General features: G+C 63.6%; 19 protein-coding genes. 10 read left to right on the forward strand and 9 right to left on the reverse strand.

Going from position 1 to position 25,494, the window contains the following annotated elements; genetic code table 11:
• On the forward strand, positions 1-89 hold an 89-nt coding region (locus tag ACP7BY_RS17460; protein ID WP_426288173.1), incomplete at its 5' end, for an IS3 family transposase.
• Here ACP7BY_RS17460 and ACP7BY_RS17465 read toward each other — a convergent pair.
• The 5 genes from ACP7BY_RS17465 to ACP7BY_RS17485 form a co-directional block, all read right to left on the reverse strand.
• A complete protein-coding gene (locus tag ACP7BY_RS17465; RefSeq protein ID WP_033964075.1) occupies positions 49-2,016 on the reverse strand; it encodes a UvrD-helicase domain-containing protein in 1,968 nt (655 codons plus the stop codon). The two genes, ACP7BY_RS17460 and ACP7BY_RS17465, sit on opposite strands and share 41 nt — an antisense overlap.
• A complete protein-coding gene (locus ACP7BY_RS17470; protein ID WP_033964076.1) occupies positions 2,013-3,986 on the reverse strand; it encodes an ATP-dependent nuclease in 1,974 nt (657 codons plus the stop codon). The genes ACP7BY_RS17465 and ACP7BY_RS17470 overlap by 4 nt, the downstream gene beginning before the upstream one ends.
• Before the next feature lie 193 nt (positions 3,987-4,179).
• Positions 4,180-6,117 (reverse strand): hypothetical protein, encoded by a 1,938-nt coding sequence (locus ACP7BY_RS17475; protein WP_137903315.1) that lies wholly within the window; start codon positions 6,115-6,117, stop codon positions 4,180-4,182.
• Positions 6,118-6,299: 182 nt separating this feature from the next.
• Positions 6,300-6,944 carry an abortive infection system antitoxin AbiGi family protein gene (locus ACP7BY_RS17480; protein ID WP_033964078.1) on the reverse strand — a complete coding sequence of 215 codons (645 nt, stop codon included), beginning with the start codon at positions 6,942-6,944 and terminating at the stop codon, positions 6,300-6,302.
• Between the two features lie 53 nt (positions 6,945-6,997).
• Positions 6,998-7,636: a DUF2026 family protein gene (locus ACP7BY_RS17485; protein ID WP_137903314.1), complete on the reverse strand. Its 639-nt coding sequence runs from the start codon at positions 7,634-7,636 to the stop codon at positions 6,998-7,000.
• Between the two features lie 96 nt (positions 7,637-7,732).
• Here ACP7BY_RS17485 and ACP7BY_RS17490 point away from each other — a divergent pair, with 96 nt between their 5' ends.
• The 7 genes from ACP7BY_RS17490 to ACP7BY_RS17520 all read left to right on the forward strand — a co-directional run bounded on the left by ACP7BY_RS17490 (position 7,733) and on the right by ACP7BY_RS17520 (position 18,531).
• Positions 7,733-8,827 (forward strand): DUF3800 domain-containing protein, encoded by a 1,095-nt coding sequence (locus ACP7BY_RS17490; RefSeq protein WP_033964080.1) that lies wholly within the window; start codon positions 7,733-7,735, stop codon positions 8,825-8,827.
• Between the two features lie 602 nt (positions 8,828-9,429).
• Positions 9,430-10,581 (forward strand): isovaleryl-CoA dehydrogenase, encoded by a 1,152-nt coding sequence (locus ACP7BY_RS17495; protein ID WP_171010614.1) that lies wholly within the window; start codon positions 9,430-9,432, stop codon positions 10,579-10,581.
• A 169-nt stretch (positions 10,582-10,750) separates the two neighbouring features.
• Positions 10,751-12,352 (forward strand): carboxyl transferase domain-containing protein, encoded by a 1,602-nt coding sequence (locus tag ACP7BY_RS17500; RefSeq protein WP_137903313.1) that lies wholly within the window; start codon positions 10,751-10,753, stop codon positions 12,350-12,352.
• A gap of 9 nt (positions 12,353-12,361) precedes the next feature.
• Positions 12,362-12,850, forward strand: coding sequence for a nuclear transport factor 2 family protein (locus ACP7BY_RS17505; RefSeq protein ID WP_033964081.1), 489 nt, complete (start codon positions 12,362-12,364; stop codon positions 12,848-12,850).
• Between the two features lies 1 nt (position 12,851).
• Positions 12,852-14,792 carry an acetyl/propionyl/methylcrotonyl-CoA carboxylase subunit alpha gene (locus ACP7BY_RS17510; RefSeq protein ID WP_033964082.1) on the forward strand — a complete coding sequence of 647 codons (1,941 nt, stop codon included), beginning with the start codon at positions 12,852-12,854 and terminating at the stop codon, positions 14,790-14,792.
• Positions 14,789-16,009: a CaiB/BaiF CoA transferase family protein gene (locus ACP7BY_RS17515; RefSeq protein ID WP_033964083.1), complete on the forward strand. Its 1,221-nt coding sequence runs from the start codon at positions 14,789-14,791 to the stop codon at positions 16,007-16,009. The genes ACP7BY_RS17510 and ACP7BY_RS17515 overlap by 4 nt, the downstream gene beginning before the upstream one ends.
• Positions 16,010-16,131: 122 nt before the next feature.
• Entirely contained in the window at positions 16,132-18,531 is a 2,400-nt protein-coding gene (locus ACP7BY_RS17520; protein WP_033964084.1) for a TonB-dependent receptor, read from the forward strand.
• Positions 18,532-18,576: 45 nt separating this feature from the next.
• On the opposite strand, the gene ACP7BY_RS17525 is transcribed toward ACP7BY_RS17520, so the two are convergent.
• From ACP7BY_RS17525 to hflK, 4 genes are all read right to left on the reverse strand, one after another.
• On the reverse strand, positions 18,577-20,244 hold the full coding sequence (locus tag ACP7BY_RS17525) for a helicase HerA-like domain-containing protein (protein ID WP_137903312.1): 1,668 nt from the start codon (positions 20,242-20,244) through the stop codon (positions 18,577-18,579).
• A 101-nt stretch (positions 20,245-20,345) separates the two neighbouring features.
• On the reverse strand, positions 20,346-21,884 hold the full coding sequence (locus ACP7BY_RS17530) for a Do family serine endopeptidase (RefSeq protein ID WP_033965908.1): 1,539 nt from the start codon (positions 21,882-21,884) through the stop codon (positions 20,346-20,348).
• Positions 21,885-21,995: 111 nt separating this feature from the next.
• Complete coding sequence (gene hflC, locus ACP7BY_RS17535) at positions 21,996-22,859, reverse strand: protease modulator HflC (protein ID WP_033965907.1); 864 nt, start codon at positions 22,857-22,859, stop codon at positions 21,996-21,998.
• On the reverse strand, positions 22,856-24,007 hold the full coding sequence (gene hflK, locus ACP7BY_RS17540; protein ID WP_137903311.1) for a protease modulator HflK: 1,152 nt from the start codon (positions 24,005-24,007) through the stop codon (positions 22,856-22,858). Before hflK ends, hflC begins: the two co-directional genes overlap by 4 nt.
• A gap of 70 nt (positions 24,008-24,077) precedes the next feature.
• Between hflK and ACP7BY_RS17545 the strand changes: the two genes are divergently transcribed.
• Complete coding sequence (locus ACP7BY_RS17545; protein ID WP_209516782.1) at positions 24,078-25,040, forward strand: Mrp/NBP35 family ATP-binding protein; 963 nt, start codon at positions 24,078-24,080, stop codon at positions 25,038-25,040.
• Positions 25,040-25,468: a CoA-binding protein gene (locus ACP7BY_RS17550; protein ID WP_033965905.1), complete on the forward strand. Its 429-nt coding sequence runs from the start codon at positions 25,040-25,042 to the stop codon at positions 25,466-25,468. Before ACP7BY_RS17545 ends, ACP7BY_RS17550 begins: the two co-directional genes overlap by 1 nt.
• The last annotated feature ends 26 nt before the right edge of the window (positions 25,469-25,494 follow it).

Here is a 25,494-nt window from a genome sequence, read left to right on the forward strand (position 1 = left end):
TCGAACGCTTCTACAATCCCACGCGCAGGCACTCGACCTTGGGCTATCTCAGCCCCATGGACTTCGAGAAGCAGGCTCATGTAGCCTAACTTGGTGTCCATGGGACCGGCAGCAGCTCAGGCAAAGCAAATGGGAAGGACGAGTCACCGCAACATAATGCTGCTTCAGGCTCTTGCGCAGCTCGGGCTTGTTGGCGGTCAATCCGGATCTCGCGCCCGTAAGCCAGTCCTTGATCCGAGTGAGGTGCGACCCCTTGTAATGAGTGTCGAAGACGAGCGTTGCGAGATGAGTCTCACCCTTGACGGAATGGATCGAGCCGACCTTGATCTGAACAGCGGGCTCCAGTTTCGGGTAAGAGAAGATGTTGCCCGGCGTTACCAGGGCACCGACCGCTCCACGCTCGTCTTCCCACGCCATAAAATCATCCGCGCTTTCCGCTGCGGCGCCCGCCAGCAAAGCGTTGGCAATATCCGTGATCGGCTTCTTCCAAGTCTGCCACACCCCGGCGTTCGTAGGCAGTTCGCCGCTCGCAACCTTCCAGCACAAAAGATGAAATCGTCGGAGTGTCGCAGCATCGTGTTCGAGAAGCCGGCCTAGCTGGCGGAAGCGGTTGGCCAGATTCGGATGCCGAACGGACGGGTTCAGTATCGTCGCCAGCCGCAGCACGGCGTCGGCGGCCTTCTCGGTTATGGGTCGAACATCTCCCGTTCCGGCCGCGTCCCGGACACCGCGCCTGAGATAGCCGATCAAGGTGGCGGGCCTCCCTTCGACGCGGGCCAGCTCATGATCGTAACCGTCCCAATAGTGGGCCACGCAATTTGGCGTGTCCGGTCGATTGGTGTCGCGATGGATCGCACCGACTGCAGCGAAGACGCCAGCCGCACGCTCTGCGGGACTGAACCGCGTAGTCAGAAGATGCGCAAACGCCGGCAGCACAGCCGTGGCCTGTTGGGTACCGAAGAGCAAGATCGCGGCCTGTCTGCCCCGTTCGGGCTCAGGATGCTCGCGCAGGCCGATGAGGCCAGGAGGGGACAGGGCGAGCCCATCGGCCAGCGTTGCGATCTGGGTGCCGAAGCGATGGCTGTTGGCCACAGGGATAGAAATTGCCGCGTTGGGAAAAACATTGCTGTTCGTGCCATTCAGATCTGTTGCGGACGCGCTCCCATAAATCGCCTGGTTCATGTCGCCGAAGCGCTGACGCACGACCGGCCGATCGTCATCCATGAACAGCCGGTGGAGGATCGCAGATTGAACATCATCATTGTCCTGAACCTCGTCCAGGAACAGCACCGGGAATCGTTGACGGACCGCGTTTCGCAGCTCGGGATTGCGATCGAGGGCCTGTGCGGCCCAGATCATCATGTCATCGTGGCAGAAATATCCTTCCGCTGTCGTGGCCTGACACGCAGCAACGAACGCCTGATAGGTCGCGGTGTGCTTCCCAAGCGGTCCACCGCCCCAAGCGACGTCGCCAACATCGTGGTTGGCGTCGACGATCCGAAGGAGCCCCTCCCGGCGCTTGGTCTGCAAAACCCGAGAACGTTGGGGCGGGGTCAGCTTGTGCAGCCGCCTTCGGAGGCAGATGTCGTCGTCGATCGCGACCACGTCGATCCCCTGCGATCTAAGCCAGGGAAGCGCGATGAACTGATTCACGAACCCGTGAATGGTGCCGATGAAGTGCGGATAAGAAAGAATCGCCCGGCCGGCGGGGTCAGCACCAAGCCTTTTCTCGATCTCCAGCCGTGCCACATTGGTGTGAGAGAGCACACAGACGCCTGCGGCGGGCGAGGTCCAGCGCTTCGCCAAGATCGCGAGTTTCGCGACGAGCAGCGTCGTCTTTCCGCTGCCGGGGCAAGCTGCGACGTCGATCGATCCGTTTGAGCGCAAAACGGCAAGGCGCGCATCCTCTCCGCCAGCGCCGTGAAACGCCAAGGGCGGCAAACCGAGGCTAGCGCAGGCAACGGCGATGTCCTCGTCGCTAACGGGCCGCGCCAGGAGTTCCGCTATGCCGATCACGCCAGCGCATCGCCGATATTGCCCGTGGCATAGTCGATCGTCGCACGGACATAGGGTGGTAGGAGCTCGCGAAGTGAGGCCGGAGTCAGACGGCCCCTGTCCGCCGCGCGATCAAGCAACGCCGCCAGATATTGCGCCGCGATCGCCTTGGAGGCTCCGCCTCGATACTTCGCATATATTGACGTGCTGCGGCTCTCAGGGGCCAGGTCAGACAGGTCGCGGAAGCTGCGGATCGAGGTGCGCACGACTTCGGCCACCGTCGCTCGCCCCGCATGGATGCGTTCGTCGGCAATCGCGAGATCCGCAGCAACCCATACCTCTCTAGGGAGGCCGAAATGCGCGAGGTCATATTCGAGGGTCCACTCGTTGGCTACGAAGGTGCGGACCGATTGGCCGGTGGCGCGGGCCGCAATTGAAGCGCGTTGATTCTCAAGGCCATCGCCCTCGAAGTCGTCCTTCTTGCGCCACCGTCTGCTGCTCTTCGCGGGCACCGAACCGTCCAGAGTGGTAAGACCGAGTATAGCCGGCGCACAATCGGGCATCACATCCATGTCGGTCATGCAGGCCACCGGAACGTTGAGTAGCCCCTGTTCGTCCGCCGCGCGGCGCTGGAAAATCCGCCCATATCGGCCGAGACCCGTACCTCCAACGTTAACGACCGACACACCATGGCGCGCCAAATCTCTTCCGATCAGCCGGGCGAGCGTGGGCAGGAGGATATTCTCGGCATCGCCTTCCACGATGATGACGCCGCGAGCGAAGAAGAGGTTCGCCTTCGTGGCGTCCAGAAACCGCTCGAGAAACGCATAATCGTCCGGCGCGAGCAGGGTGTGATCGGGGCCCAGAGGGAACGCTCGTCCGTTGCGAACTAGCACGAGATTTTCCAGTTTCAGCGACGATGCAAGCGATGGACTGTGGGTCGTCATCAAAACCTGAAGCCCATGCTCGGCACCTCGATCTACGATCGCCTTTTGCTTCAGGAAATCGATCAGCAGATGCTGGCGCTGGGGATGAAGATGGGCCTCAGGCTCTTCGATCAGCAATGCGGGATAGCCGTCAGTTTCCTGGCTGAGAAGAAGCAGTTCGGATGCCATGAACAGCAAATTGTTGGAGCCAAGGCCGCGCCCCGGGGGCGGGTCCGCGACACCATCGTTGCGCAGATCGAGTTCCAGCTTCTCTAGGAGTTGCCGCAGCCGTGCGGATTTGTCGCCGCGAGCGCCGCTGACCGAGATCGCGCCCCTAAGCACATCGCCTTCGAACGAAAGCTTGGCGAGATAGTCGTCGTTGAGGCGCGCGCGCGCGTTGCCTATTCCGGCCTGACGTTCCAGCAACTCGTTGGCGAAGTCGCCGATGCCGAGGACGCTCAGCGTCGCTGGATCTTCCGGGAAAGCTTCGGGATTGAAATCCTCGCCGACGCTTTCGATCTCTTCGGTCTGCTGGAGGATCTGAGCCAGCCGCGAGCCGCGGCCGGCCGAAAGAGCCTGATTGGCGTCGCGGAGTGGTCGCAGATAGGTCGCGCAGAGGAGCGCGCGTGCCGAGGCCTCCAGCGCCGGACCACCGCCCGTGGCGCCGGAACGGCACTCTACAGTCGTGAAACGTCTCGACGGGCCGCGGGAGCCCGCCACCGCTTGCCAATGCAAGAACAGATGGGCCTTGCCATCAAGATAAGTGAGATGCTCCAGGAAGGCCCCACGATCGCCGACGCTGAGCGCATCGAACCGCAGGAGAATTCGGATCTCGTTCCTGGCCACGCCGCCGTCCGGCGGCTGATGGAAATCCACCTCACCGACCCGGAAATAATCCTGGCCCCGCGTACCCAGCACAAGCCGGATAGCATCAACGATGGCAGTTTTGCCGGAATCATTCTCTCCCACCAGTGCCGCGATGCCGGCCGGCAAGGTCAGTCGAAACGCGGCGTCCCCTTCGCCAAAAGTTCTGAAGTTCTCGATCCGTATTTCGGCCAGCCGCACATGTCCTCCCCGGAAGGCCCGCTAAGATACATCCCTCCCATGAAACCATAGCGTTCTTGTGGCGGCAAAGCACCGATATTGGCGCAGTCGATCTTCATCCATTTTGGCGCACCTCACTAAACTTCAGATGCGGGCGCGATCACGGGGTCGTTTTTGGCGCTCTCCGGGAATAACCTCGTTCATTTCGGTGATTTCACCTGAAACCGTCTCCGGCCTTCGACTTCGGCTCGCCGACCCGGATCACTATCTCGACCGTGCCGAACCTCGTCAGCGGGCGCGGGCGGCGCCCGTCGCCGCCTTCGGCCTTTGCCACGAGTTCGGCCAGCGGATCGCCTGTGCGCAATCCCAAGACCACGTACGTCAGCCATTCAGCCAGCGGGCGCGAAGCAGAGCCGACGAGGTTCGCCGGGATTTGAGCGGCACTCGGGGCGTGATGCCGCGCTAGGTCTTCGACCAGCTGGGTCGGGATAATCGGGATGCCCCTATCGAGGAGCCCGGGACATTGGAACAGGTAGAACGACGAGCCGGTCTGTCGGATCAGGTCCGTCATCTGCCTGGGATCCAGCTTGAAGGACGAAGTGAGGCCGCGCTCGGGCCGGGTGGTGTCCTTCAGGCGGAGCCGCTTCGCCTGCACCAGCGTGGCACGCTTGCCGAGCGGTCGTCCGTCGAGATGCGGGTCGATGATCAGACAGAGGTCTGCGGAAAATGAGGGAGGCTCCGCGTCACCACGCGGGTTCACCCCCGGCTTCCCTTCCTCCGACTTGTCGACCGGACGGTAGTTCAGCTCTATGCTCGCGGTCCGGTCCGAGCCGGTGGCCCTCGCGGTCGCCCGAAGCCCCTCCCCAAGGTCGCGCAGACGGTTGGCGAGATCTGAGAAGAAGCTGCGGAGCAGCCCCTCCTCACCCTCCTCACTGTGGTCGCGATATTCCTGCGCGAACCTGCGCTCTTCGCCGGCGATGGTCTGTTCGATCAACCGCTCGAGGAGCCGATCCCCGATCCAGGTGAGCGGGTGCTCCGTCGCTGCCGGCATGAGTCCGATCTGGAACAGGCGGTCAGTGATGGTGCTGACACCGGGCGCTGGCCAAGTGTCATCGGCGGCCACCGCTCCGAAGACCGCGTGGCGAACCATGTCGGCGAGATACCCAACCTCGCGGTCAGGGTGATCGACGAGTTCCGAGACGAAGGCCTTGTCGCTGGCCTCTACCAACCGCGTGGCCGCGAAGAGCGCCAGGTCGTGCTGCCGCGGCGGGCTGCGGCTGAGCAGCGCCTCCACGGTGGCCCTGCGCAGATCGTCATCATCGCCAATGGCGGTGCGCAGACGCCGGACATAGACCGCCCGAACGTCCGGACCCGAGGTTGAAAGCACTCCCTCGAGATCGAGGATGAGCCGCGCGACCTGCCGGACCGGAAGGTCGGGCAGTATCTCGCTCCAGGCCTCGCGCCGCATCCCCATCGATTCATCGGTTTCCCAATTGCGCTTCTCAGGATGGGGCGGCCCCATCTCGTCCGCGAGCTCGGTCCCATCGCACAGGATCGCGAAGAGCTTTACCCAGCGTGTCCACCCAAGACCGCGAGCCGTCGCCGCCACGAGATAGGTCGGCAGGAGGTCGTCCCGCCTCGTCTCCGAAACAGGCAGCGCCAGCCTCGCCTGGTTCATATCGCGGATCATCAGGGCGCTCATATCAACGTAGCGATGCAATCCTGCCATCGCCCCTTGTGACGCCGCCTCGATGATCGCCTCGATCATGGCGGAGGATTCCACCATGTCGGGGAAGGTCTTCAAGATGTCGCGATGCTGACCGTGTCCGGTGATCGCCACGAGCGCGATGTCGGCATCGAGGTCGCCCGCGCGCGATTCGAGCAATCGCTGGAGTGCGTGCGTGGTCCCCGCATCGTCGCCAAACCTCCGGCGAGCCGAGGCCGCCGCCAACGCGAGGGCGGCGACCTCGCCCGCATCGAGCTGTGCGGTCACCTCCGGCAATTCCAGTTCTCGAGCCACCTCCTCGATCCATTCCTGATTGAAGGAATCCGGACTCTCGAGAGTGATAACCCGCTTCCCCGGGCGCTTGTCCGGTCGGTAGCGATGCAACATGGCATGGATGCCGGGAGAGATGTTGAAGTCGGCTGTCATCTGCGAAGGCACCATCGGCAGCTTGTTGAGGCGTTAACCGCTGCACCTCGGCGTCATCCCGCCTGTCTCGATAAGGGTTGGCGAGCCGCGATCGCGCTGCGGGAAACGAGAGCGTAGTTTGCAACACAGAGATAGTCGAGCGGGCCCTTCCAGACCGCCCCACACCCTGCATGTCAAGGATCTCAGGAATACAGGGCGGCCGTTATCCGGTCCTCCCCCCAGTAGGGATCGATGAAGGGACATTCGTAGCTCGGCCCCACATCGTCGATCTTCGCGGAGTGGAAGAAGTCTCGCGCGGTCTCATGCAGATCCTCGGGAATGATGAGAAAAGCCGGGTCGGTTTCCGAGAAGTCCAAGTCGCCCACGTGCCGCCACTCCCTCTCCCACTCATAGAGGTACATCGACTTGCCGTAGATGCCGGGCAGATCCACGAACGGCGCGACATCCCAGACCGGCGAATTGGCGTCGTGCGCCGCCGCATGCACCATCGCCTTGATCGCCTGCGCCTGCTTCGTGTCCTTGTAGGCATAGAGGATTGGACCGCCGCCACGATCTACAATGTATTCCTTCCGGAAGCCGATGCCGTGCCGCCCTCGAACATCTGCCAGCCGCTTCAGGTGGTGGAGCGGCACCTCGCTGAAGCACACCGATTTCCGTGCTGGCGCAAGATTGCGACCGGCCCCAAACGCGTTCGCCGCGATGATGCGCCGCCCGTATAGGATCGAAATCGCGTTATCGTAGGCCGTCTTCGGCGGATCTGCCTTCGCGAAATGGACCACGTACTTCGACATGTCTTTCCACGATGGATCAATGTTACCGATCAGCATGACCTCGCCCTCGTGGGACAGGACGGAAACGGGTGGAACCTAGGCATCGACGCTCACCATGCGCCACGCGCCAAGGTGTTCGGCAGCGTCAACTCGCGCACGATCCCGTCATTGCTTCCGATGGTCAGGGAGGGCTTCTGCTTGCCACGTCGGGTGCCGAACCATGTCTCGGCGATATGGATAATATCCGTGTTTAGCGGCCGCTCCAGAATGCTGTCGATCAGTCGTTCGCTAAGGTCGGGATCCGGCATTGTGTAGAAATCGCCCGCCCTATTCAGAACGTCCAGATTCTCCGCCTCGTCCTTGATCCGCTTCTGAAACATCCGCCGCGGGATGACCACGTCCCGTTGAACGTCCTGGAACGCCTCATGGTACAGCGGCGACATGAAATCGATGATGTAGTTCTCGGTCTGCACCCACATGTGGAAACCGTCCTCGTCGAACTCGACGACTCCGCCGCCGTCGCTGTCGCCGTCGCGTCCGAAGAACATGTTTTTCTCGGGCTCCACGCACATGGCGAAGCCTCCCGCCACCGCCCGGGCCGGGATCTTGTAGTGCTTGCTCAAGATCAATGCGCCGATGCATGCGAATAGGGTGCATCCCTTCCCCGGGTTGCCCTCATCCTTGATTGTGCCATGGATGACCTGATGGATGCGATTGAACTCTGACATCGGCAGAAGGAAATTACTCATGGCGCTCGCTAAGTTGCTCGGGCGGCTCGGTTCCGCAGGTTGGGTCGAGAGCGCATCGGAAACACAATGCTTACATCGGCTCAAGCAAGTTCTTACATGATCGCCATGACCACGATCTACATTGATGAATCCGGCTATACCGGTGGCGACCTCTACAATCCCCAACAGCCCTATTTCACCATCGCATCGTCACTTATCGGCGACGATGGGGCGGCCGAAATCCTGCGCCGCTGCTTTCCGAGGTATCAGGGCGCGGAGTACAAGTTCGTCAACATCTGGAAGCGCGACACGCACCGCAACGGCCTCAGGACCCTGGCAGCCGAGATCCCGGCGCTTGCGGATCGCCTCTTCTTCTACGTAATCGACAAGCGCTTCTCGCTGATCGTGAAGATGTTCGAGTATCTCGTCGAACCCACGTTCACTGCGGGCGGCTACGACTACTATGGCAACGGATACGCCCGGCGGTACATGAACACCATTCACCGGGATTTTCTGCGGTTCGGCAGCGAGGACCTCTACGAGGAGACCGCCAAGCGCTGGGATGCCTTCGCCCGCACGCCCAGCCGCACGACCATGGACGCACTCCGTGAGCACCTCGGCAGGACGGCGAGCAGCTCCAAGCATCCGATCTCCACCATCTTCGCCATGCTGGCAGAGGGCGCCCGGCGATTCGAACTCGCCAACGTCGACCTCGCGGCATTCACCGATAGCAGCGAGATCCAGCTGACCGCAGTCCTGGCGTCCGTGGTCCATTGGCGGCAGCGCAGGCCGGAGGACTTCGACGTCGTCCACGACGAGTCCAGCAACTTCCTGCGTCAACGCGACGTCTGGGATACGATCCTGCGCGACGACTGCGAACCCGGGCCGGTGGAGATGGGCGACGGAACAAGCGTCGAGTTCCCGCTGCGAGTTCGCAGCACCACCGCCGTACGTTCCCATGAGTCGGCCGCCGTGCAGCTTTGCGACGTCATCGCCGGTCTCGGCGCGAAAGTGTCGCTCTCCTTCGATGGCCGGGAGAAGGATCCGTTCATGGTCGAACTGATCGCCCTCGGGGCAGGTGAGCTCACGTTCAACGGCGTCAAGCCGCACGAGGATTACGCGGACGGGCCGATGCCCCGCAGGACTGGCCCAGACATGCTCGACCATATGGTCGGTCTGCTCGAGCCTCACTTTAAGCGCCGGCCGAAATAGCCGCTGTGCATGAGTTTACTCCCGGCTTCGGGAGAACGGCAGGTACTGACATAGGCGGTCGTTCAACTGGCGGTCAGTGAATGGAGTAAGTTGGTCGGCAGCGGGCGAAAACATCTGATCCGTAGGAAGGGCAGCTATCCCGCGATTCGTACTTGGAACCTGCCAGACAGGAATCGGGCAGATCCGGCGAAGATCTTCTCTCGGAAAAAGCGCCGACTTAAGACTTGAAAGTAGCCCTTGACGCTGACGGGGTGGATTTTCGGCGGTGACAAGCGCCAGGCGGGTCGCTACAAATTCGGAGCCAGAACAGTGAAATAGTGCTTCGAACCCGGACATATGGCGGTTCCGGGGGCCATATTGGGGGCTTTAGCCCATCTCAACGCATCTTTAATAAAACGAAATCAGTGGCTTAGGTTATCCTATTCGATTCCCTTCACCGCTCCAACCCCTCTCTGAAATAGGCTCGTGCGAGTCGCCGGGCCCTGCTGGGCAGGGGTTATCTTCTCCATCGCTCCTCGCGTTCAATCGCTGTCGGCACAAGGCCTTACGATTTGAATCGACACGCGCTATCGGAGGCGCAAAGCGAGGATGAGGAGAGGCACATGATAGGCCAGATGGATTTCGCGCTGGGCGAAACTGCGGACATGATCCGCGACACGACCCAGCGCTTCGCGACCGACCGGATCGCGCCGATCGCGGCCAGGGTCGATGCCGAGGACTGGTTCCCGCAAAGCCTGTGGCCCGAAATGGGCGCGCTCGGCCTGCACGGCGTGACCGTGCCGGAAGCGGATGGCGGGCTGGGTCTCGGCTATCTCGAACATGTCGTGGCGTGCGAAGAGGTCAGCCGCGCTTCGGCTTCGGTCGGCCTCAGCTATGGCGCGCATTCCAATTTGTGCGTCAACCAGATCGCGCGCTGGGCGTCGCCTGAGCAGAAGGCCAAATATCTTCCCAAGCTGATTTCGGGCGAGCATGTCGGCAGCCTCGCTATGTCCGAAAGCGGCGCGGGGTCGGACGTCGTCGGCATGAAGCTGAAGGCCGACAAGGTGCAGGGCGGCTATGTCCTGAACGGCACCAAATTCTGGATCACCAACGCGGCGTATGCCGACACGCTGGTCGTCTACGCCAAGACCGGCGAGGGCAGCCGTGGCATCACCACCTTCCTGATCGAAAAGGACATGCCCGGTTTCGCGATCGGCCAGAAGATCGACAAGATGGGGATGCGCGGCAGCCCCACCGCCGAACTCGTCTTCACCGACTGCGAAGTGCCCGAAGAGAATGTGATGGGCCCGGTCAATGGCGGGGTCGGCGTGTTGATGAGCGGGCTCGATTATGAGCGCACCGTGCTCGCCGGGATCCAGCTCGGCCTGATGCAGGCGTGCCTCGACGTGGTCGTGCCCTATGTCCGGGAGCGCCAGCAATTCGGCAAACCGATCGGCGCGTTCCAGCTGATGCAGGGCAAGATCGCCGACATGTACGTCGCGCTCAATTCGGCGCGCGCCTATGTCTATGCCGTTGCGCGTGCCTGCGATGCGGGCAAGACCACGCGCTTCGATGCGGCCGGCGCGATCCTGCTGGCGAGCGAGAATGCCGTGCGCGTGGCGAATGAGGCGGTGCAGGCATTGGGTGGCGCGGGCTATACCAAGGATTGGCCGGTGGAACGCTATTATCGAGATGCGAAGCTGCTCGATATCGGCGCTGGCACCAACGAAATCCGCCGTATGCTCATCGGCCGCGAACTGATCGGGGCGGCGTGATGGGGAGTGCGATGCGCACGGACGTACACTCCCTCTCCCTTTGGGAGAGGGAAGGGGCCCGCTCGGCACAGCCGAGGGGGAAGGGTGAGGGCGATCGGAACATGGCGTCGGTCACCCTCACCCTTCCGCCGCTTCGCGGCTCCCTGCCTCTCCCGATGGGAGAGGGTCTGTGACCGCGCCCGTCCTCACCTCCGCGCTCTCGCCGGAAAGCGAGACCTTCCGCGCCAACGCCGCGCATAACCGCGCACTGGTCGAACGCCTCCGCGCCGACGTTGCGCGGGCCGCGCTGGGCGGGAATGAGAAGAGCCGCGAGCGCCACACCGCGCGCGGCAAACTCCTCCCGCGCGACCGGGTCGAGCGACTGCTAGACCCCGGCTCGCCCTTTCTCGAAATCGGCCAGCTCGCCGCCAATGGCCTGTATGACGATGAAGTCCCCGGCGCGGGCATGATCGCCGGAATCGGGCGCGTTTCGGGCCGCCAGTGCATGATCGTGTGCAACGATGCGACGGTGAAGGGCGGCACCTATTACCCGCTGACGGTCAAGAAGCATCTGCGCGCACAGGAAATCGCCGAGGCGAACCATCTGCCGTGCATCTACCTCGTCGACTCGGGCGGCGCGAACTTGCCGCACCAGGCCGAGGTCTTTCCCGATCGCGACCATTTCGGGCGGATCTTCTTCAACCAGGCCAATATGAGCGCCAAGGGCATCCCGCAGATCGCTTGCGTGATGGGGTCTTGCACCGCCGGGGGTGCCTATGTGCCCGCCATGTCCGACGAGACGATCATCGTGCGCGGGCAGGGGACCATTTTCCTGGCCGGCCCGCCGCTGGTCAAGGCCGCCACCGGCGAGGTGATCTCGGCCGAGGAACTGGGCGGTGCCGACACCCACGGTCGCCACTCGGGCGTGGTCGATCATGTCGCCGAGAATGACGACCATGCGCTGACGATCGTGCGCGACATCGTTTCCACGCTTCAGCCGCAAGTCCAGGCGGCGGTGAACCTCAAGGACCCGCGCCCGCCGAAATTCGACGCGGAGGAGCTGTACGGCATCGTGCCGAGCGACGTGCGCGCGCCCTATGACGTGCATGAGATCATCGCGCGGCTGGTCGATGGCAGTGAGTTCCACGAGTTCAAGGCGCTCTACGGTACGTCGCTGGTCTGCGGTTTCGCGCATATCTGGGGCATCCCCGTGGCGATCCTCGCCAATAACGGCGTGCTGTTCTCCGAGAGCGCGCAGAAGGGCGCGCATTTCATCGAACTCGCCTGCCAGCGGCGCATTCCGTTGCTGTTCCTGCAGAACATTTCGGGCTTCATGGTCGGGGGTAAATATGAGGCCGAGGGCATCGCCAAACATGGCGCAAAGCTCGTCACCGCCGTCGCCACCGCCACCGTGCCCAAGATCACCGTGCTGATCGGCGGCAGCTTTGGGGCTGGCAATTACGGCATGTGCGGGCGCGCCTATAGCCCGCGCTTCCTGTTCAGTTGGCCCAACAGCCGGATCAGCGTGATGGGCGGGGAGCAGGCCGCGTCGGTGCTGGCGACGGTTCACCGCGATGCTGATGGCTGGAGCGAGGAAGAGGCCGAGTTTTTCAAGGCTCCGATCCGCCAGAAATATGAGGACGAAGGCAACCCCTGGTACGCGACCGCGCGGCTGTGGGACGATGGCATCATCGACCCGGCGCAGACGCGCGACGTGCTCGGCCTCGCCTTTGCCGCCACGCTCAACGCCCCCATCCCCGAGCGCCCGGCGTTCGGCGTGTTCCGGATGTAAGGACTCTTCATGCCCCTGATCTTTGCCCTCGCCCTCGCCGCGCAAATGTCGCCGATGACGACGCCGGTGCAGCCGCTGCCCAAGGGCACCGGCCTGCCGCCGCCCGGAACCGAGGAAGCGCAAGTGATGGCCCCGGTCACGGCGCTCCTCAACGGCATCGCCGCGCGCGATGCGACGGCGATCGGCGAGGCACTGCGCCCCGATGCGACGGCGACGATCGCGACCGAACAAGCGGGCGCTTCGACAATCACGCACAAGACTCGCGCAGAGTTGCTGGCGCGCTTCACGCCCGGGCCCGAGCGCTTTCAGGAGCGGCTTGGCGACCCCGCGATCGAAATCGACGGGGACATCGCGATGGTGTGGGGGCCCTACACCTTCCTGATCGACGGCAAGGTGCACCATTGCGGATACGACCATTTCGATCTGGTGCGCGAAAACGGCCATTGGAAAATTCAGAATTTGACCTGGTCGTCGCGCACCACCGGTTGCGAGGGCTAAGGTGATCCAGTCGCTGCTCATCGCCAATCGCGGCGAGATCGCCTGCCGCATCATCCGCACCGCGCGCGCGATGGGAATCCGCACGGTCGCGGTCTATTCGGATGCCGATGCGCACGCGCTGCACGTCCGCCAGGCCGATGACGCCGTGCATATCGGCCCCAGTCCGGCGCGCGAAAGCTATCTGGTGGGCAAGAAGATCATCGCCGCAGCCAAGGCGACGGGTGCGGCGGCGATCCACCCCGGCTATGGCTTCCTCTCCGAAAATGCGGACTTTGCGCAGGCGGTGCTCGATGCCGGGCTGGTGTGGGTCGGCCCCAAGCCCGACAGCATCCGCGCGATGGGGCTGAAGGATGCCGCCAAGGAACGCATGATCGCGGCGGGCGTGCCGGTGACGCCGGGCTATCTCGGCGAGGATCAGGCCCCCGAACGGCTGGCGGCGGAGGCCGCACAGGTCGGCTATCCGGTGCTGATCAAGGCGGTGGCGGGCGGCGGTGGCAAGGGCATGCGCCGCGTCGATAATCCCGCCGATTTCGCCGATGCGCTTGCGTCGTGTCAGCGCGAGGCGGCGTCGTCCTTCGGCAATACCGATGTCCTGATCGAGAAATACATCCTCTCGCCCCGCCATATCGAAGTGCAGGTGTTCGGCGACACGCACGGCAATGTCGTCCATCTGTTCGAGCGCGATTGCTCGCTTCAGCGTCGCCATCAGAAGGTGATTGAGGAAGCCCCCGCGCCGGGCATGGACGTCGCGACCCGCGAAGCGATCTGCGCGGCGGCGGTGAAGGCGGCCAAAGCGGTCGATTATGTCGGGGCGGGCACGATCGAGTTCATCGCCGATGCGAGCGAGGGCCTCCGCGCCGACCGCATCTGGTTCATGGAAATGAACACGCGGTTGCAGGTCGAACATCCGGTGACCGAGGAAATCACTGGCGTCGATCTGGTCGAATGGCAGCTACGCGTGGCGAGCGGCGAGGCGCTGCCGAAGCGGCAGGACGAGCTGTCGATCAATGGCTGGGCGATGGAAGCGCGGCTATATGCGGAGGATCCCTTAAAAGGATTTTTGCCGTCCGTGGGGAGATTGGATCGCTTCCGTTTGCCAAATAAAGTGCGATCCACTCGCTGGCGGCACCCCGTGCGCGGTGTCGAATATGAAAACGATTATCCCTTCGTTGGCCGAATCGAGACCGGCGTTGCTGAAGGAGGCGAGGTCTCTTCCTTTTACGATCCGATGATCGCCAAGATCGTCTGCCACGCCGAAGGTCGGCGCGACGCGGCGCTAGGTTTGGCAATATTGGTTGGTGACGCACAGGTTTGGCCGCTGCGTACCAACGCGACGTTTCTTCATGCCTTATTGGTGAACCCCGACTTTATGCGCGGAAGAGTTCACACTGGTTTTATCGAGCAACATCAGGACGACGTGATCTATGAGGTTGATCCTCCACAGTGGATACTCGATCAAGTCGCCGTTGAACTGATAGCGCCAGCGAGACATAACATCGCGCCCACTGGGTTTCGCCTGAATGGGCATGAGTGTCACAGCGTCCGAATGATGGACCGCGACCGTGAATATGTCGGTGCTACCGATGGCCTGATAACCTACGATCAGCGCGCCTACCCGATTCTCGACGTTTCAGGCGAAGCCGTCTTTGCAACGCTGCAGGGCGCAACGTGGCGGTTTGCGGCATCGGCGACGCGCGGTAATGTAGCAGGCACCGCCGCCGACGGCGCGATCCTCTCGCCGATGCCTGGCCGCATCATCGCGGTGGACGTGGCCGCAGGCGACACCGTCACCAAGGGCCAGAAGCTCGTCACGCTCGAAGCGATGAAGATGGAGCATAGCCTCACCGCCCCGTTCGACGGCACGATTGCCGAGCTGAACGCAGAGATTGGCGGGCAAGTGCAGGAGGGCGTCGTGCTGGTGCGGCTCGACACCGGCGTATGACCGAGGGCCCGAAACCCGGCGCGCTGGCCGGCGTCAAGGTGCTCGATCTGTCGCGCGTGCTCGCCGGTCCGTGGGCGACGCAGATACTGGGGGATCTGGGCGCGGAGGTGCTCAAGATCGAGCAGCCGGGGCAGGGCGACGACACCCGCCGCTGGGGGCCACCTGCGCTCGCCGATGACTCCGGCGATTCTGCCTATTTCCTGTGCGCCAATCGCAACAAACGCTCGCTCGCGATCGATCTCGCCCAGCCGGAGGGGGCCGATCTGATCCGCCGCCTTGTCGCTGAGAGCGATGTGGTGGTCGAAAATTTTCGTGTCGGCGGGCTTGCCAAATATGGGCTCGATTATGCCGCGCTCTCGGCGATCAACCCGCGCCTGGTCTATTGCTCGATCACCGGCTTCGGCCAGGACGGGCCGTATAAGGACAAGGGCGGCTATGACTTCCTGATCCAGGCGATGGGCGGGCTGATGAGCGTCACCGGCGAAGCGGACGGCCCGCCGATGAAGGTCGGCGTGCCGATCGTCGATCTGTTCACCGGCACTTATGCGACCGTCGCGATCCTCGCCGCTTTGCGCCACCGCGACGCCACAGGGCAGGGGCAGCATATCGACTGCGCCTTGCTCGACACGCAATTGGCGATGATGTCGAACCAGGCGTCCAACTATCTCAACGGCGGCGCGGTGCCCGGGCGGATGGGCAATGACCACCCCAATATCGTGCCCTATCGCGACTATGCGACCGCCGACGGCGAGATCGTCGTCGCGCTCGGCAATGATCGGCAGTTTCGCGATTTCCTGCGCGTGTTGCGGCTGGACACGCTGGGTGAGGACCCGCGCTTCGCCAGCGTGGCGCTGCGCAGCGCCAATCGTGCGGCGCTGCACGCGCACCTCGCCCCCGCCGTTGCGCGGTGGCGATCGGACGATCTGGTCGCGGCGATGGAGGCAGCCAAGCTCCCGGCGGGCAAGGTCAACGGCCTGCCCGAAATTCTGGCCGATGCCCATGTCGTGCACCGCGCGATCGTCCAGCCGATGGCGCGGCAGGACGGCACTGCGCTGAATGTCGTCGCTTTCCCGGTCAAATTGTCGGGGACCCCAGCCCGTTACGATCGCGCGCCACCGCGTGCCGGGGCGGATACGCGCGCGGCGTTGAGCGAGACGTTGGGGCTTTCCGAAGAAGCGCTGGCCCAACTGGCGGCGAAGGGCGTGATTCCGCGCTAAACCTCTGACAACGTAGCAAAACTGAAATCCTGGCGTCATGAAAATGACGTTGCTTAGTAGCGAATGCGTCGCACAAGGCTCGTAACGCCCCGATTGTTGCATTGCACAAGGGGTTTCTTCCGATGTCGTTTCACACTGTTTCGCGAGTCGCGTTGGCGCTTGGGCTGCTCGCGGGCGTGTCCAACGTCGCCAATGCGGCGACCCCGGACGCCGCACCAGCGCCGGTGCCTGGCGAACCTGCGGCGGCCCCCGCTGCGCAACCCGACGATTCGGCACCGACCGACATTCTGGTCACTGCGCGCCGCAGCACGCGATCGGTAACCCAGCTCGACAGCACCGAGATCCAGAAGATCCTGCCCGGCATCAATCCGCTGAAGGCGATCCAGACGCTCCCCGGCGTAACCTATCTGACCGCCGATCCGTGGGGCAATAACGAGCAGAATATCTCGCTGTTCATTCACGGCTTCAACCAGCAGCAGCTTGGTTACACGCTGGACGGGATCCCACTCGGCGATCAAAATTACGGAAATTACAACGGCCTATCGCCGCAACGTGCGATCATTTCGGAAAACGTCGGCAAAGTGACGTTGGCGAGCGGTGCGGGCGATCTCGGCACCGCGTCCACCAGCAACCTTGGCGGCACGATCGACACCTTCTCCAGCGATCCCAAGCACACCTTCGGCGGCACCGTGGCGCAGACCGTTGGCAGCTACAGCGCGTTTCGCACCTACGTGCGGCTCGACAGCGGCGACCTTGGCGGCGGCAACGCTTTCTATGTTTCGGGCGTGCGACAGGATGCGCGCGCGTGGGATTTCAATGGCCACCAAGGCGGCTATCAAGCGAATGGCAAATTCGTGCACGATAGCGGATCGATCAAGCTGACCGGCTATTTTGCCTATTCGGACAAGACCGAACCGAATGAGGACGCGACCGTCGTCAATATCTCCAAGGGCGAGACGCCGGGCAATGTGCCGTACACGCGCCCATTCCTCTACCCCGACTTCAAGACCGCAGTCGCCTATCTGACCTCGGCCGAATATGCGGCGGCCAAGGACAATTACCGGAACTATTACAGCGACGCGCAACGCACCGATTATCTCGGCTATGTCGCGATGACGGCGAAATTGAGCAGCGCGGTGACCTATGACGCCAAGGTCTATTATCACCACAATGACGGTGTCGGTGTCGTCGCGGGCCCGATCACGGTCGCTGGCCTGCCGCAGCTCTTCTCGGTCTACTATCCGGGGCAGAACCTCTCGACCGTGTTCGGCGGATCGGGCTTCGCGACGCGCACGACCGAATATCGCATCGATCGCGGTGGCATCGTCCAGACGCTGAAACTGTCGCTGGGCAACCATGACATCGAATTTGGCGGCTGGTTCGAGCGGCAAAGCTCTTCGGCCTTCCGTCGCTGGTACGCGCTCGACATCAATAACCCGTCGACGCCATACCAGCGCCCGCGCGACACGCTCAACCCGCTGATCACCCAATATTATAGCGAAGTGCGCGTCGACGAGTTGCAGAGCCATGTGCAGGATGCCTGGCATGTGCTGCCGACGCTGACGATCCTCGGCGGCTTCAAGTCCACCTATCAATTCGCCACGCAGCGCATCAAGGTCCAGCCGCTGCTGGGTTCGTTCGCTGGAACCGTCGCACTTCCCAATGGCGCGCTTGAGACGACCAAGGTGTTTTTGCCCGAAGTCGGTGCGGTGTGGGAGGTGACCCCCAACGATCAGCTGTTCGTCAACGCGCAGAAGAACATCCGCCAGTTCCAGACGAGCGCCGCAGCTGGCCTGTCGCCCTTCGCACTGGGCAGCCAAGGGGCGTTCGACCTGTTTTCCTCGACCGTCCAGCCCGAAACGAGCTGGACCTATGAAGGAGGCGTGCGCTCGCATCACCAACTGGGGGGCGGCCTGTCGATTGAGGGCCAGCTCAGCGTCTATCACGTCGATTTCTCGAATCGGCTGCTCGGCATTTCGCCCAACCCGATCGTCAACTCGATCACCAGCGGCGCTGCGATCATTCAGAACGTCGGTGGCGTGAAGACCAATGGCGTGGATTTCGCGTTCACGCTGCACGCCGGGCCGCGAGTGTCGTTGTACAATGCGCTTTCGTACAACACCTCGAAATATAAGGCCGACTATATCAGCGGAACGACGACGGTGCCGACGCAGGGCAAGAACGTGCCCGGTTCGCCCGACTGGCTCAACAAGACCGTGCTGTCGGTTGGGCACGGGATCTTCGACGCGCAGTTGATCGGCGATTATATCGGTCGCCGCTACGCAACCTACACCAACGACCTCTCGGTGGCGGGCTATTTCACGTTGGCAGGGCAGATCGGGGCGACGATCCCGCTCGACCAACGGTTGGTAGCGAAGGCGCTGCACGTCAGCGTGAACGTCACCAACATCACCGATCGCAAGGCGGCATCGTCGCTCAGCATCGGATCGGCGACCAACACCTACAGCGTGTTCCCGCTGGCCCCGCGTCAGGTGTTCGGGACGGTAAGCATCAGCTTCTGATACGGCCTGGCCTGCCGCCGCTCGCAAAGAGCGGCGGCAGCGGGCTTAGCGGCCTTTGAACAGGCCGCCGAGGACGCCGCGCACCAGCCCGCCGATAATCCCGGCCCCGGCACCGCGGCTGGAGCCGAACACGGCCTTCGATACTTCATTGGCGACCTGACGCCCGACCGCAGACGAAGCCGATCGCGTCGCCGAGGTGATCGCCCGGTTCCACGGCGAGTTGGCCGCCGCCTTTGCCGCCGCCGCTTCCTGTTGCGCCGCGAGGCGGGCCTGGCGGTCGGCCTCGCGTTGCGCCGCGACCCGCTGGCGTTCGGCTTCGCGCGCGGCAACGGCGTCGGCCTTGGCCTGTGCCGCCGCCGCTTTGTCGGCCTCGGTCTTCGCCTTGGCTTCGGCGGCGGCTGCGCTCGCTTCCTGTGCCTTGCCGGCGAGGATTTCCTCGGCGGATTGGCGGTCGATCGCGGTGTCGTATTTGGTGCCGACCGGATCGGTCTGGATCATCACGCCGCGCTCCACCGGGGTCACCGGGCCGACGCGCGAGGCAGGCGGGGCGATCAGCGTGCGCTGGACCGGGGAGGGCGATCCGTCGGGCAACAGCAGCGAGACCAAAGCCTCGCCGACCTTCAATTCGGTGATCGCGGTTTCGACATCGACACCGGGATTGGCGCGGAAGGTGGTCGCGGCGGACTTTACGGCGGCCTGATCGCGCGGGGTGAAGGCGCGCAGTGCGTGCTGCACGCGATTGCCGAGCTGCCCCGCCACCGTATCGGGAATGTCGATCGGGTTCTGGGTGATGAAATAGATGCCGACGCCCTTTGAGCGGATCAGACGCACGACCTGTTCGATCTTTTCGAGCAACGCCTTGGGCGCGGCATCGAACAGCAAATGCGCTTCGTCGAAGAAGAAGCAGAGCTTGGGCTTGTCGGAATCGCCGACCTCGGGGAGATGCTCGAACAATTCGCTCATCAGCCACAGCAGGAAGGTCGAATAGAGTTTCGGGCTCGCCATCAACTTGTCGGCGGCGAGCACGTTGACGATGCCGCGGCCCTTGTCGTCCACGCCGATGAAATCGTCGAGGTCGAGCGCGGGCTCGCCGAAGAAATGCTCGCCGCCCTGCGACCGAAGCTGGAGCAGGGCGCGCTGGATCGTGCCGATCGATTGCTTCGAGACATTGCCGTAGGTGGTGGTGAGCTCGTCGGCGCGTTCGCCGCAGCTGACCAGCATCGCCTGCAGATCGTCGAGATCGAGCAGCAGCAGCCCGTCCTTGTCGGCGACGTGGAAGGCGATCGTCAGCACGCCTTCCTGCACCTCGTTCAAGTCCATCAGCCGCGAGAGCAGCAGCGGGCCCATTTCGGTGATGGTGGTGCGAATGGGATGGCCCTGTTCGCCATAGAGATCCCAAAATTGCACGGGCGTATCGGCATAAGCCCAGGCGTCGTCGCCAATTTCCTTGGCGCGCGCGGCGAAAATGTCGTGATTCTTGGCGGTGGGGGAGCCGGCCATTGCGAGGCCCGACAGATCGCCCTTCACATCGGCGACGAAGCACGGGACTCCGTTGCGCGAAAAGCCTTCGATGATGCCCTGGACGGTGACAGTCTTGCCGGTGCCGGTCGCGCCCGCGATCAGGCCGTGGCGGTTGGCGCGCTTCAGTTCGAGGGCTTGCGGGTTTGCGCCGCCGGGGCCTGCGCCAATGAAGATGCTGGTCGTGTCGTTCATGAAGCCTCCCGCCATTTCGGCGAAAAGCTATCGCGCGAAAACCGGGGCGGCGGAAGGAAAATCCCTCCCCCGCACGAACGGCGGGGGAGGGATGTGTCGGCTTACTTCTTCAGCTTCACCGCGATGAACAAAGCGGGCTGACGGCCGCGCACCAGATACAACGCGACTTGCGTGCGACCGGCAGCCTTGGCCTGGGCGACCACTGCACCGAGCGACGCGGGCGTGGTAACCGGAACGCCATTGGCCGAGACGATCACGTCGCCGCGCTTCAGGCCCTTCGACCCGGCATCGCTCGACGGATCGACGGTTGCGACGACCACACCCTGCACCGACGAATCGACGTTGAAAGTACGCGCGATTTGCGGGGTCAGCGTCTGCACCGTTACACCAAGCGCATTGGCTGCCGCCTGGCCGACGGTGGGGTTGTCGCTGTCATCCCCATCATCGCCTTCCTCGCCCGCAGCCTTGGCGGCAAGCTGATCCTCGGGCGGACGCGTGCCGATGGTGGCGACGATCGTCATCGGCTTGCCCTGACGAACGATGTCGAGCGGCACGCGGCTACCCGGCGTCACGTTCGCGACGAGGTAGCTGAGCGACTGATCGGGCGTGACATCCTTGCCGCCGACGCGCAGCACGACGTCGCCGACCTTCAGCCCGGCCTTTTCGGCAGGCTGGCCCGGCTCGATGCTGCGGAGCAGTTCGCCACGGTTTTTAACCAGGCCGAAGGACGAGGCGAGATCGTCGTCGATCGGCTGCGGCCCAACGCCGAGATAGCCGCGCGCGATCTTGGTGCCCTTCATCAGCTTCTCGATGACGGGCTTGGCGTCGGTGGCCGGAATGGCAAAGCCGATGCCGATATTGCCGCCGCCGGTGCTGCCCAGAATCTGGGAATTGATGCCGATGACATTGCCGTTGAGGTCGAACATCGGGCCACCGGAATTGCCCTGGTTGATCGCCGCGTCGGTCTGGATGAAGCGATCATAGGCACCGCCGCCGGTCACGCGGTGCAGCGACGAGACGATGCCCGCTGTCACCGTGCCGCCCAGGCCGAACGGATTGCCGATCGCGACGACCCAGTCGCCAACGCGCGCAGCATCCGAATCGCCGAACTTCACGAAGGGCAAGTTCTTCGCATCGATCTTGAGCAGCGCCAGATCCGAGGTGGGATCGCGTCCGATCAGCTTGGCGACATATTCCTTGCGATCGACCAGCGTCACCGTGATCGAATCCACCGTCGCGCCCTTCGCGCCGGGTGCGACGACGTGGTTGTTGGTCACCACATAGCCGTCTGGCGAAATGATGAAGCCCGAACCGAGCGAGGTCGCCTCCCGGGTGATCGCGGGGCCGCCATTCCCGCCTTGGCCCTGCTGACCGAACAGCCCCTCGAACGGGGTGCCGGCGAAGGGGTTGGCGGGCTGCTGTTGCGTGATGTGCTGGCTGGTCGAAATATTGACCACGGCCGGCTGCAGCTTCGCCACCAGATCGGCGAAGCTCATCGGCGCACCCGGCTTGGGGGCGGTGGCGGCCATCACGGCGGGTTCGTTCTGCGCGGTCTGCGCGCCCCCGGCGGACGGCAAAGCAATGGCGGTCGCGGTGCCGCTCAGCAACAGGGCGGCGGTAATGGCGTAGGCGTAGCGCACTTTGGTCGTTTCCTCTCGTCTACCAATTGGCAGCATCGCCTTTGTAGATACTAAGCGATGCTGAACGGCGATTGAATATGAACGGCTGGTGGATGGTTATGGGGCCATCCGTCAGCGCCGTCCCTGGAATTCCTTCAAATAGGCATTGTCGGGCGACAGTACCAACGAGGTCTGGCCCTTGGCATCCTGCGCGAAGGTATAGCGATAGGACTGCATCGCCCGATAGAAATCGTAGAAATCGGGATCCTTGTTGAAGGCGTCGGCATAGATTTGCGCGGCCTTGGCATCGGCTTGCGCCTGGATGATCTGCGCGGTCTGCTGGCCCTGCGCCTTGATCGTCAGGGCCTGTTGCTGGCGCGCGGTGCGCATGCGGTTGAGCGCGCTGTCGAACGGCGTGCCGCTCGGCAGATCGGCATGTTTGATGCGCACGTCGACGATCTGCACGCCGTATTGCGACGCAAGCTTTTGCAGCCCGGCGCGGATATTGCCCATCACCTGGGTGCGTTCGGGGCTGAGCAAGGCCGCGAACGGGCGCTTGCCAAGCTCGTTGCGCAGCGACGAGCTGAACAGCGGCTTCAACTGATCCTGCACGCGCTGTTCAGTGACAGACGTGCTGCCGGTCGAGATCACCGCCTTCAACGGATCGACGATGCGGAAGCGGGCATAGGCATCGACTTCCAGCCGGGTCTGGTCGGTCGACAAGACCGGCTGGCCGTCCAGTTCGACGTCGAGCACGCGCTTGTCGACCCACACCAAGCGATCGATGAAGGGCACGCGCGCCGTCAAGCCCGCGCCGGTCTGGCCGAACACTTCATTGGGGCGATATTCGTTGATCGTGCGCACGGGCTGCTGAAAGCGCAGCACCACTGCTTGGCGCGTTTCCGGCACGATCGCGAAGGTGCTCGCGGCGAGGATCAGCAGTACCAGCGCGACGACGCCAATGAAGATCGGATTGCGGAACAAGGCGCGGTTCACTGGGCGACTCCTGGAGTCTGAGGAGCGGCTGGGGCGGATGGGACGACGGGCGGCAAGCGGCGCATGCCGGGCAGCGGTAGATACGGCACCACGCCGGGCGATTCGATGATGGTCTTGTCCGACTTGGACAGGACTTGCTCCATCGTGTCGTAATACATGCGGCGGCGCGTCACCTCGGGGGCGAGCTTATACTGCGCATAGATCACGTCGAAGGCGGCGGCTTCACCCTGTGCCTTGGCCAGCACCTGCTGCGCATAACCACGCGCGCGGCTGATGTCGCTTTGCGCCTGTTGCTGCGCGGCTGAGACTTCCTTGAAGGCGTCCGCTACCTGCGCGGGAGCCTGAGCGCCCTTGATGGCGACGCCCTGGATGCGGATGCCCGCATTATAGCGATCGAGGATTTCCTGCATTGCCTGCTGGACCTTCACTTCCATCGCGGTGCGTCCGGCACCGATCGCTTCGTCGAGCGTGGCGGTGGCGACGACAGCGCGCATCGCGCTTTGCGCAGTGGCGCGCAGCGTTTCGCGCGGGCGCGCGATCTGGAAGGCGAAGTCCTGTGGGTTGGCGATCTGCCAGCGCACCGAATAATCCAGATCAACGATGTTCTGGTCGCTCGTCAGCATCAGCTTGTCGGTGTCATTGCCGGCGGTGACGGTGCTGCTGTCATCGGGGAAGGTATCGGTGTTGATCGCCGCGACATCGACCTTGGCAACCTCGACAAAAGGGGCAGGCAAGGTGAAGCGGATGCCGGGCTCGAGCGTCTCGGAATAGCGCCCGAGCACGGTCACGACGCCGCGCTCCTGCGGGCCGATCGAATGGAAACTGGTCAGCGCAATCCAGGCGACCAGCAGGATGCCGACCGCGATTACCCACAATTGCCCAGCACTGGGAGCCCCGGGGATGCGCGGCCGTCCGCCGTCCCCACCCGAGCCGCCGCCACCGCCGCGCGCGCGCTTGAGAAATTCATCGAGCGCGCTCGGACCCGGCGTTACACCACGCGGTTTGCCGCCGGGTGGCTGCGCCCACGGGTTGCGCGGGCCGCCACTGTCGCCTCCGCCATTGTCGGAACCGGAGCCGCTGCCCCATGGTCCCTTATTGTCGGCGGCGAGGATGGAGAGGCGCTGAAACCAGCCCGATAAGATCGTCATGCGACCTTTATAGGGGCGCGTTCTTGCGAAAAACAGTGGCAAGCGCGTTCGCGTCGCCTATCTGCGCACGATGACTGACAGTAGTTTGCTAGATACCGCCCTAATTCGTGTCGCCCAAGGGCGCGCCACCGCCCGGATCGAGGAAGGACGCGCCAGCATCATCGTCGACGTCAGTGGCCTTGACGACGCCGCGCGGGATGCGCTGGAGGCCGATGTCCGCGCTGCCGCCAGCGATGTTCCCGGAATTTCCAGCGTTCGCGTCGCGTTGACCAGCCAGCGTTCGCGCCGAATCGTGCTGGCGGTGGCGAGCGGGAAGGGCGGGGTGGGGAAATCCACCGTCTCGGCCAATCTCGCCATCGCGCTGGCGCGGTCCGGGCGGCGGGTCGGGCTGGTCGATGCCGATATCTATGGCCCGTCGCAGCCGCGCCTGATGGGCGTTGCCGACGCCAAGCCAACCGCGCGCGACAAAGTGTTGCAGCCGGTGCCGACGCCTTATGGCGTGCCGATGCTGTCGATGGGCATGCTCGTCGCCGCCGACCAGGCAATCGCGTGGCGCGGGCCGATGGCGGCGGGTGCGCTGACGCAGATGATGGACGCGAATTGGGGGCCGGCCGATACGCTGGTGCTCGATCTGCCGCCCGGCACGGGCGACGTGCAATTGACGATGATCCAGAAATATCGCCCGAGCGGCGCGGTAATCGTCTCTACTCCGCAGGACTTGGCGCTGATCGATGCACGGCGCGCGATCGACCTGTTCGTGAAGGCGGGCGTGCCGATCATCGGGCTGATCGAGAATATGGCGGGCTATGTCTGCCCGTCGTGCGGCGAGATTTCCGATCCGTTTGGCACAGGCGGGGCCGAGGCCGCCGCGGCGGAACTGGGCCTGCCGTTTCTCGGGCGCATTCCGCTCGATATTCGTGTGCGCGTGGCCTCCGATGCCGGGCAGCCACCGGCGGCGGGGAACGGTCCCGAAGGCGTTGCGTTCATGGGCGTGGCCGACAAGGTTGGCGATTGGATAAAAGGACAAGGCTGATGCCGCTTACCCAGGATGCCGATCTGCGTATTTTGCTCGAGGAAACCCGTGTGATCGCGCTGGTCGGGGCGTCGGACCGCCCGGATCGCCCGTCCTACCGCGTGATGCGGACCTTGCAGGAGCACGGCTATCGCGTGATTCCGGTCAACCCACAGATCACCGGCGAACATCTGCACGGCGAATTCGTGTTTCGCGATCTGTCGCAGATCGGTGATCCGATCGATCTGGTCGACATCTTCCGCAATTCCGCAGCGGCAGGCGAGGCGGTGGACGCGGCGATTGCGGCGGGCGCAAAGGCGGTGTGGTTGCAATTGGGCGTCATCAACGAGGCCGCAGCGGAACGGGCCGAGGCGGCGGGGCTGAAGGTCGTAATGGACCGTTGTCCCGCGATCGAACTGCCGCGTCTCGGGATCGCGCCGATCGCCTGAAATTCGCCACGATTGCGGCGCAGCTT

The sequence above is a fragment of the Sphingomonas sp. PSPC2-2 genome, from assembly GCF_049897725.1.
Classification (GTDB): Bacteria; Pseudomonadota; Alphaproteobacteria; order Sphingomonadales; family Sphingomonadaceae; genus Sphingomonas.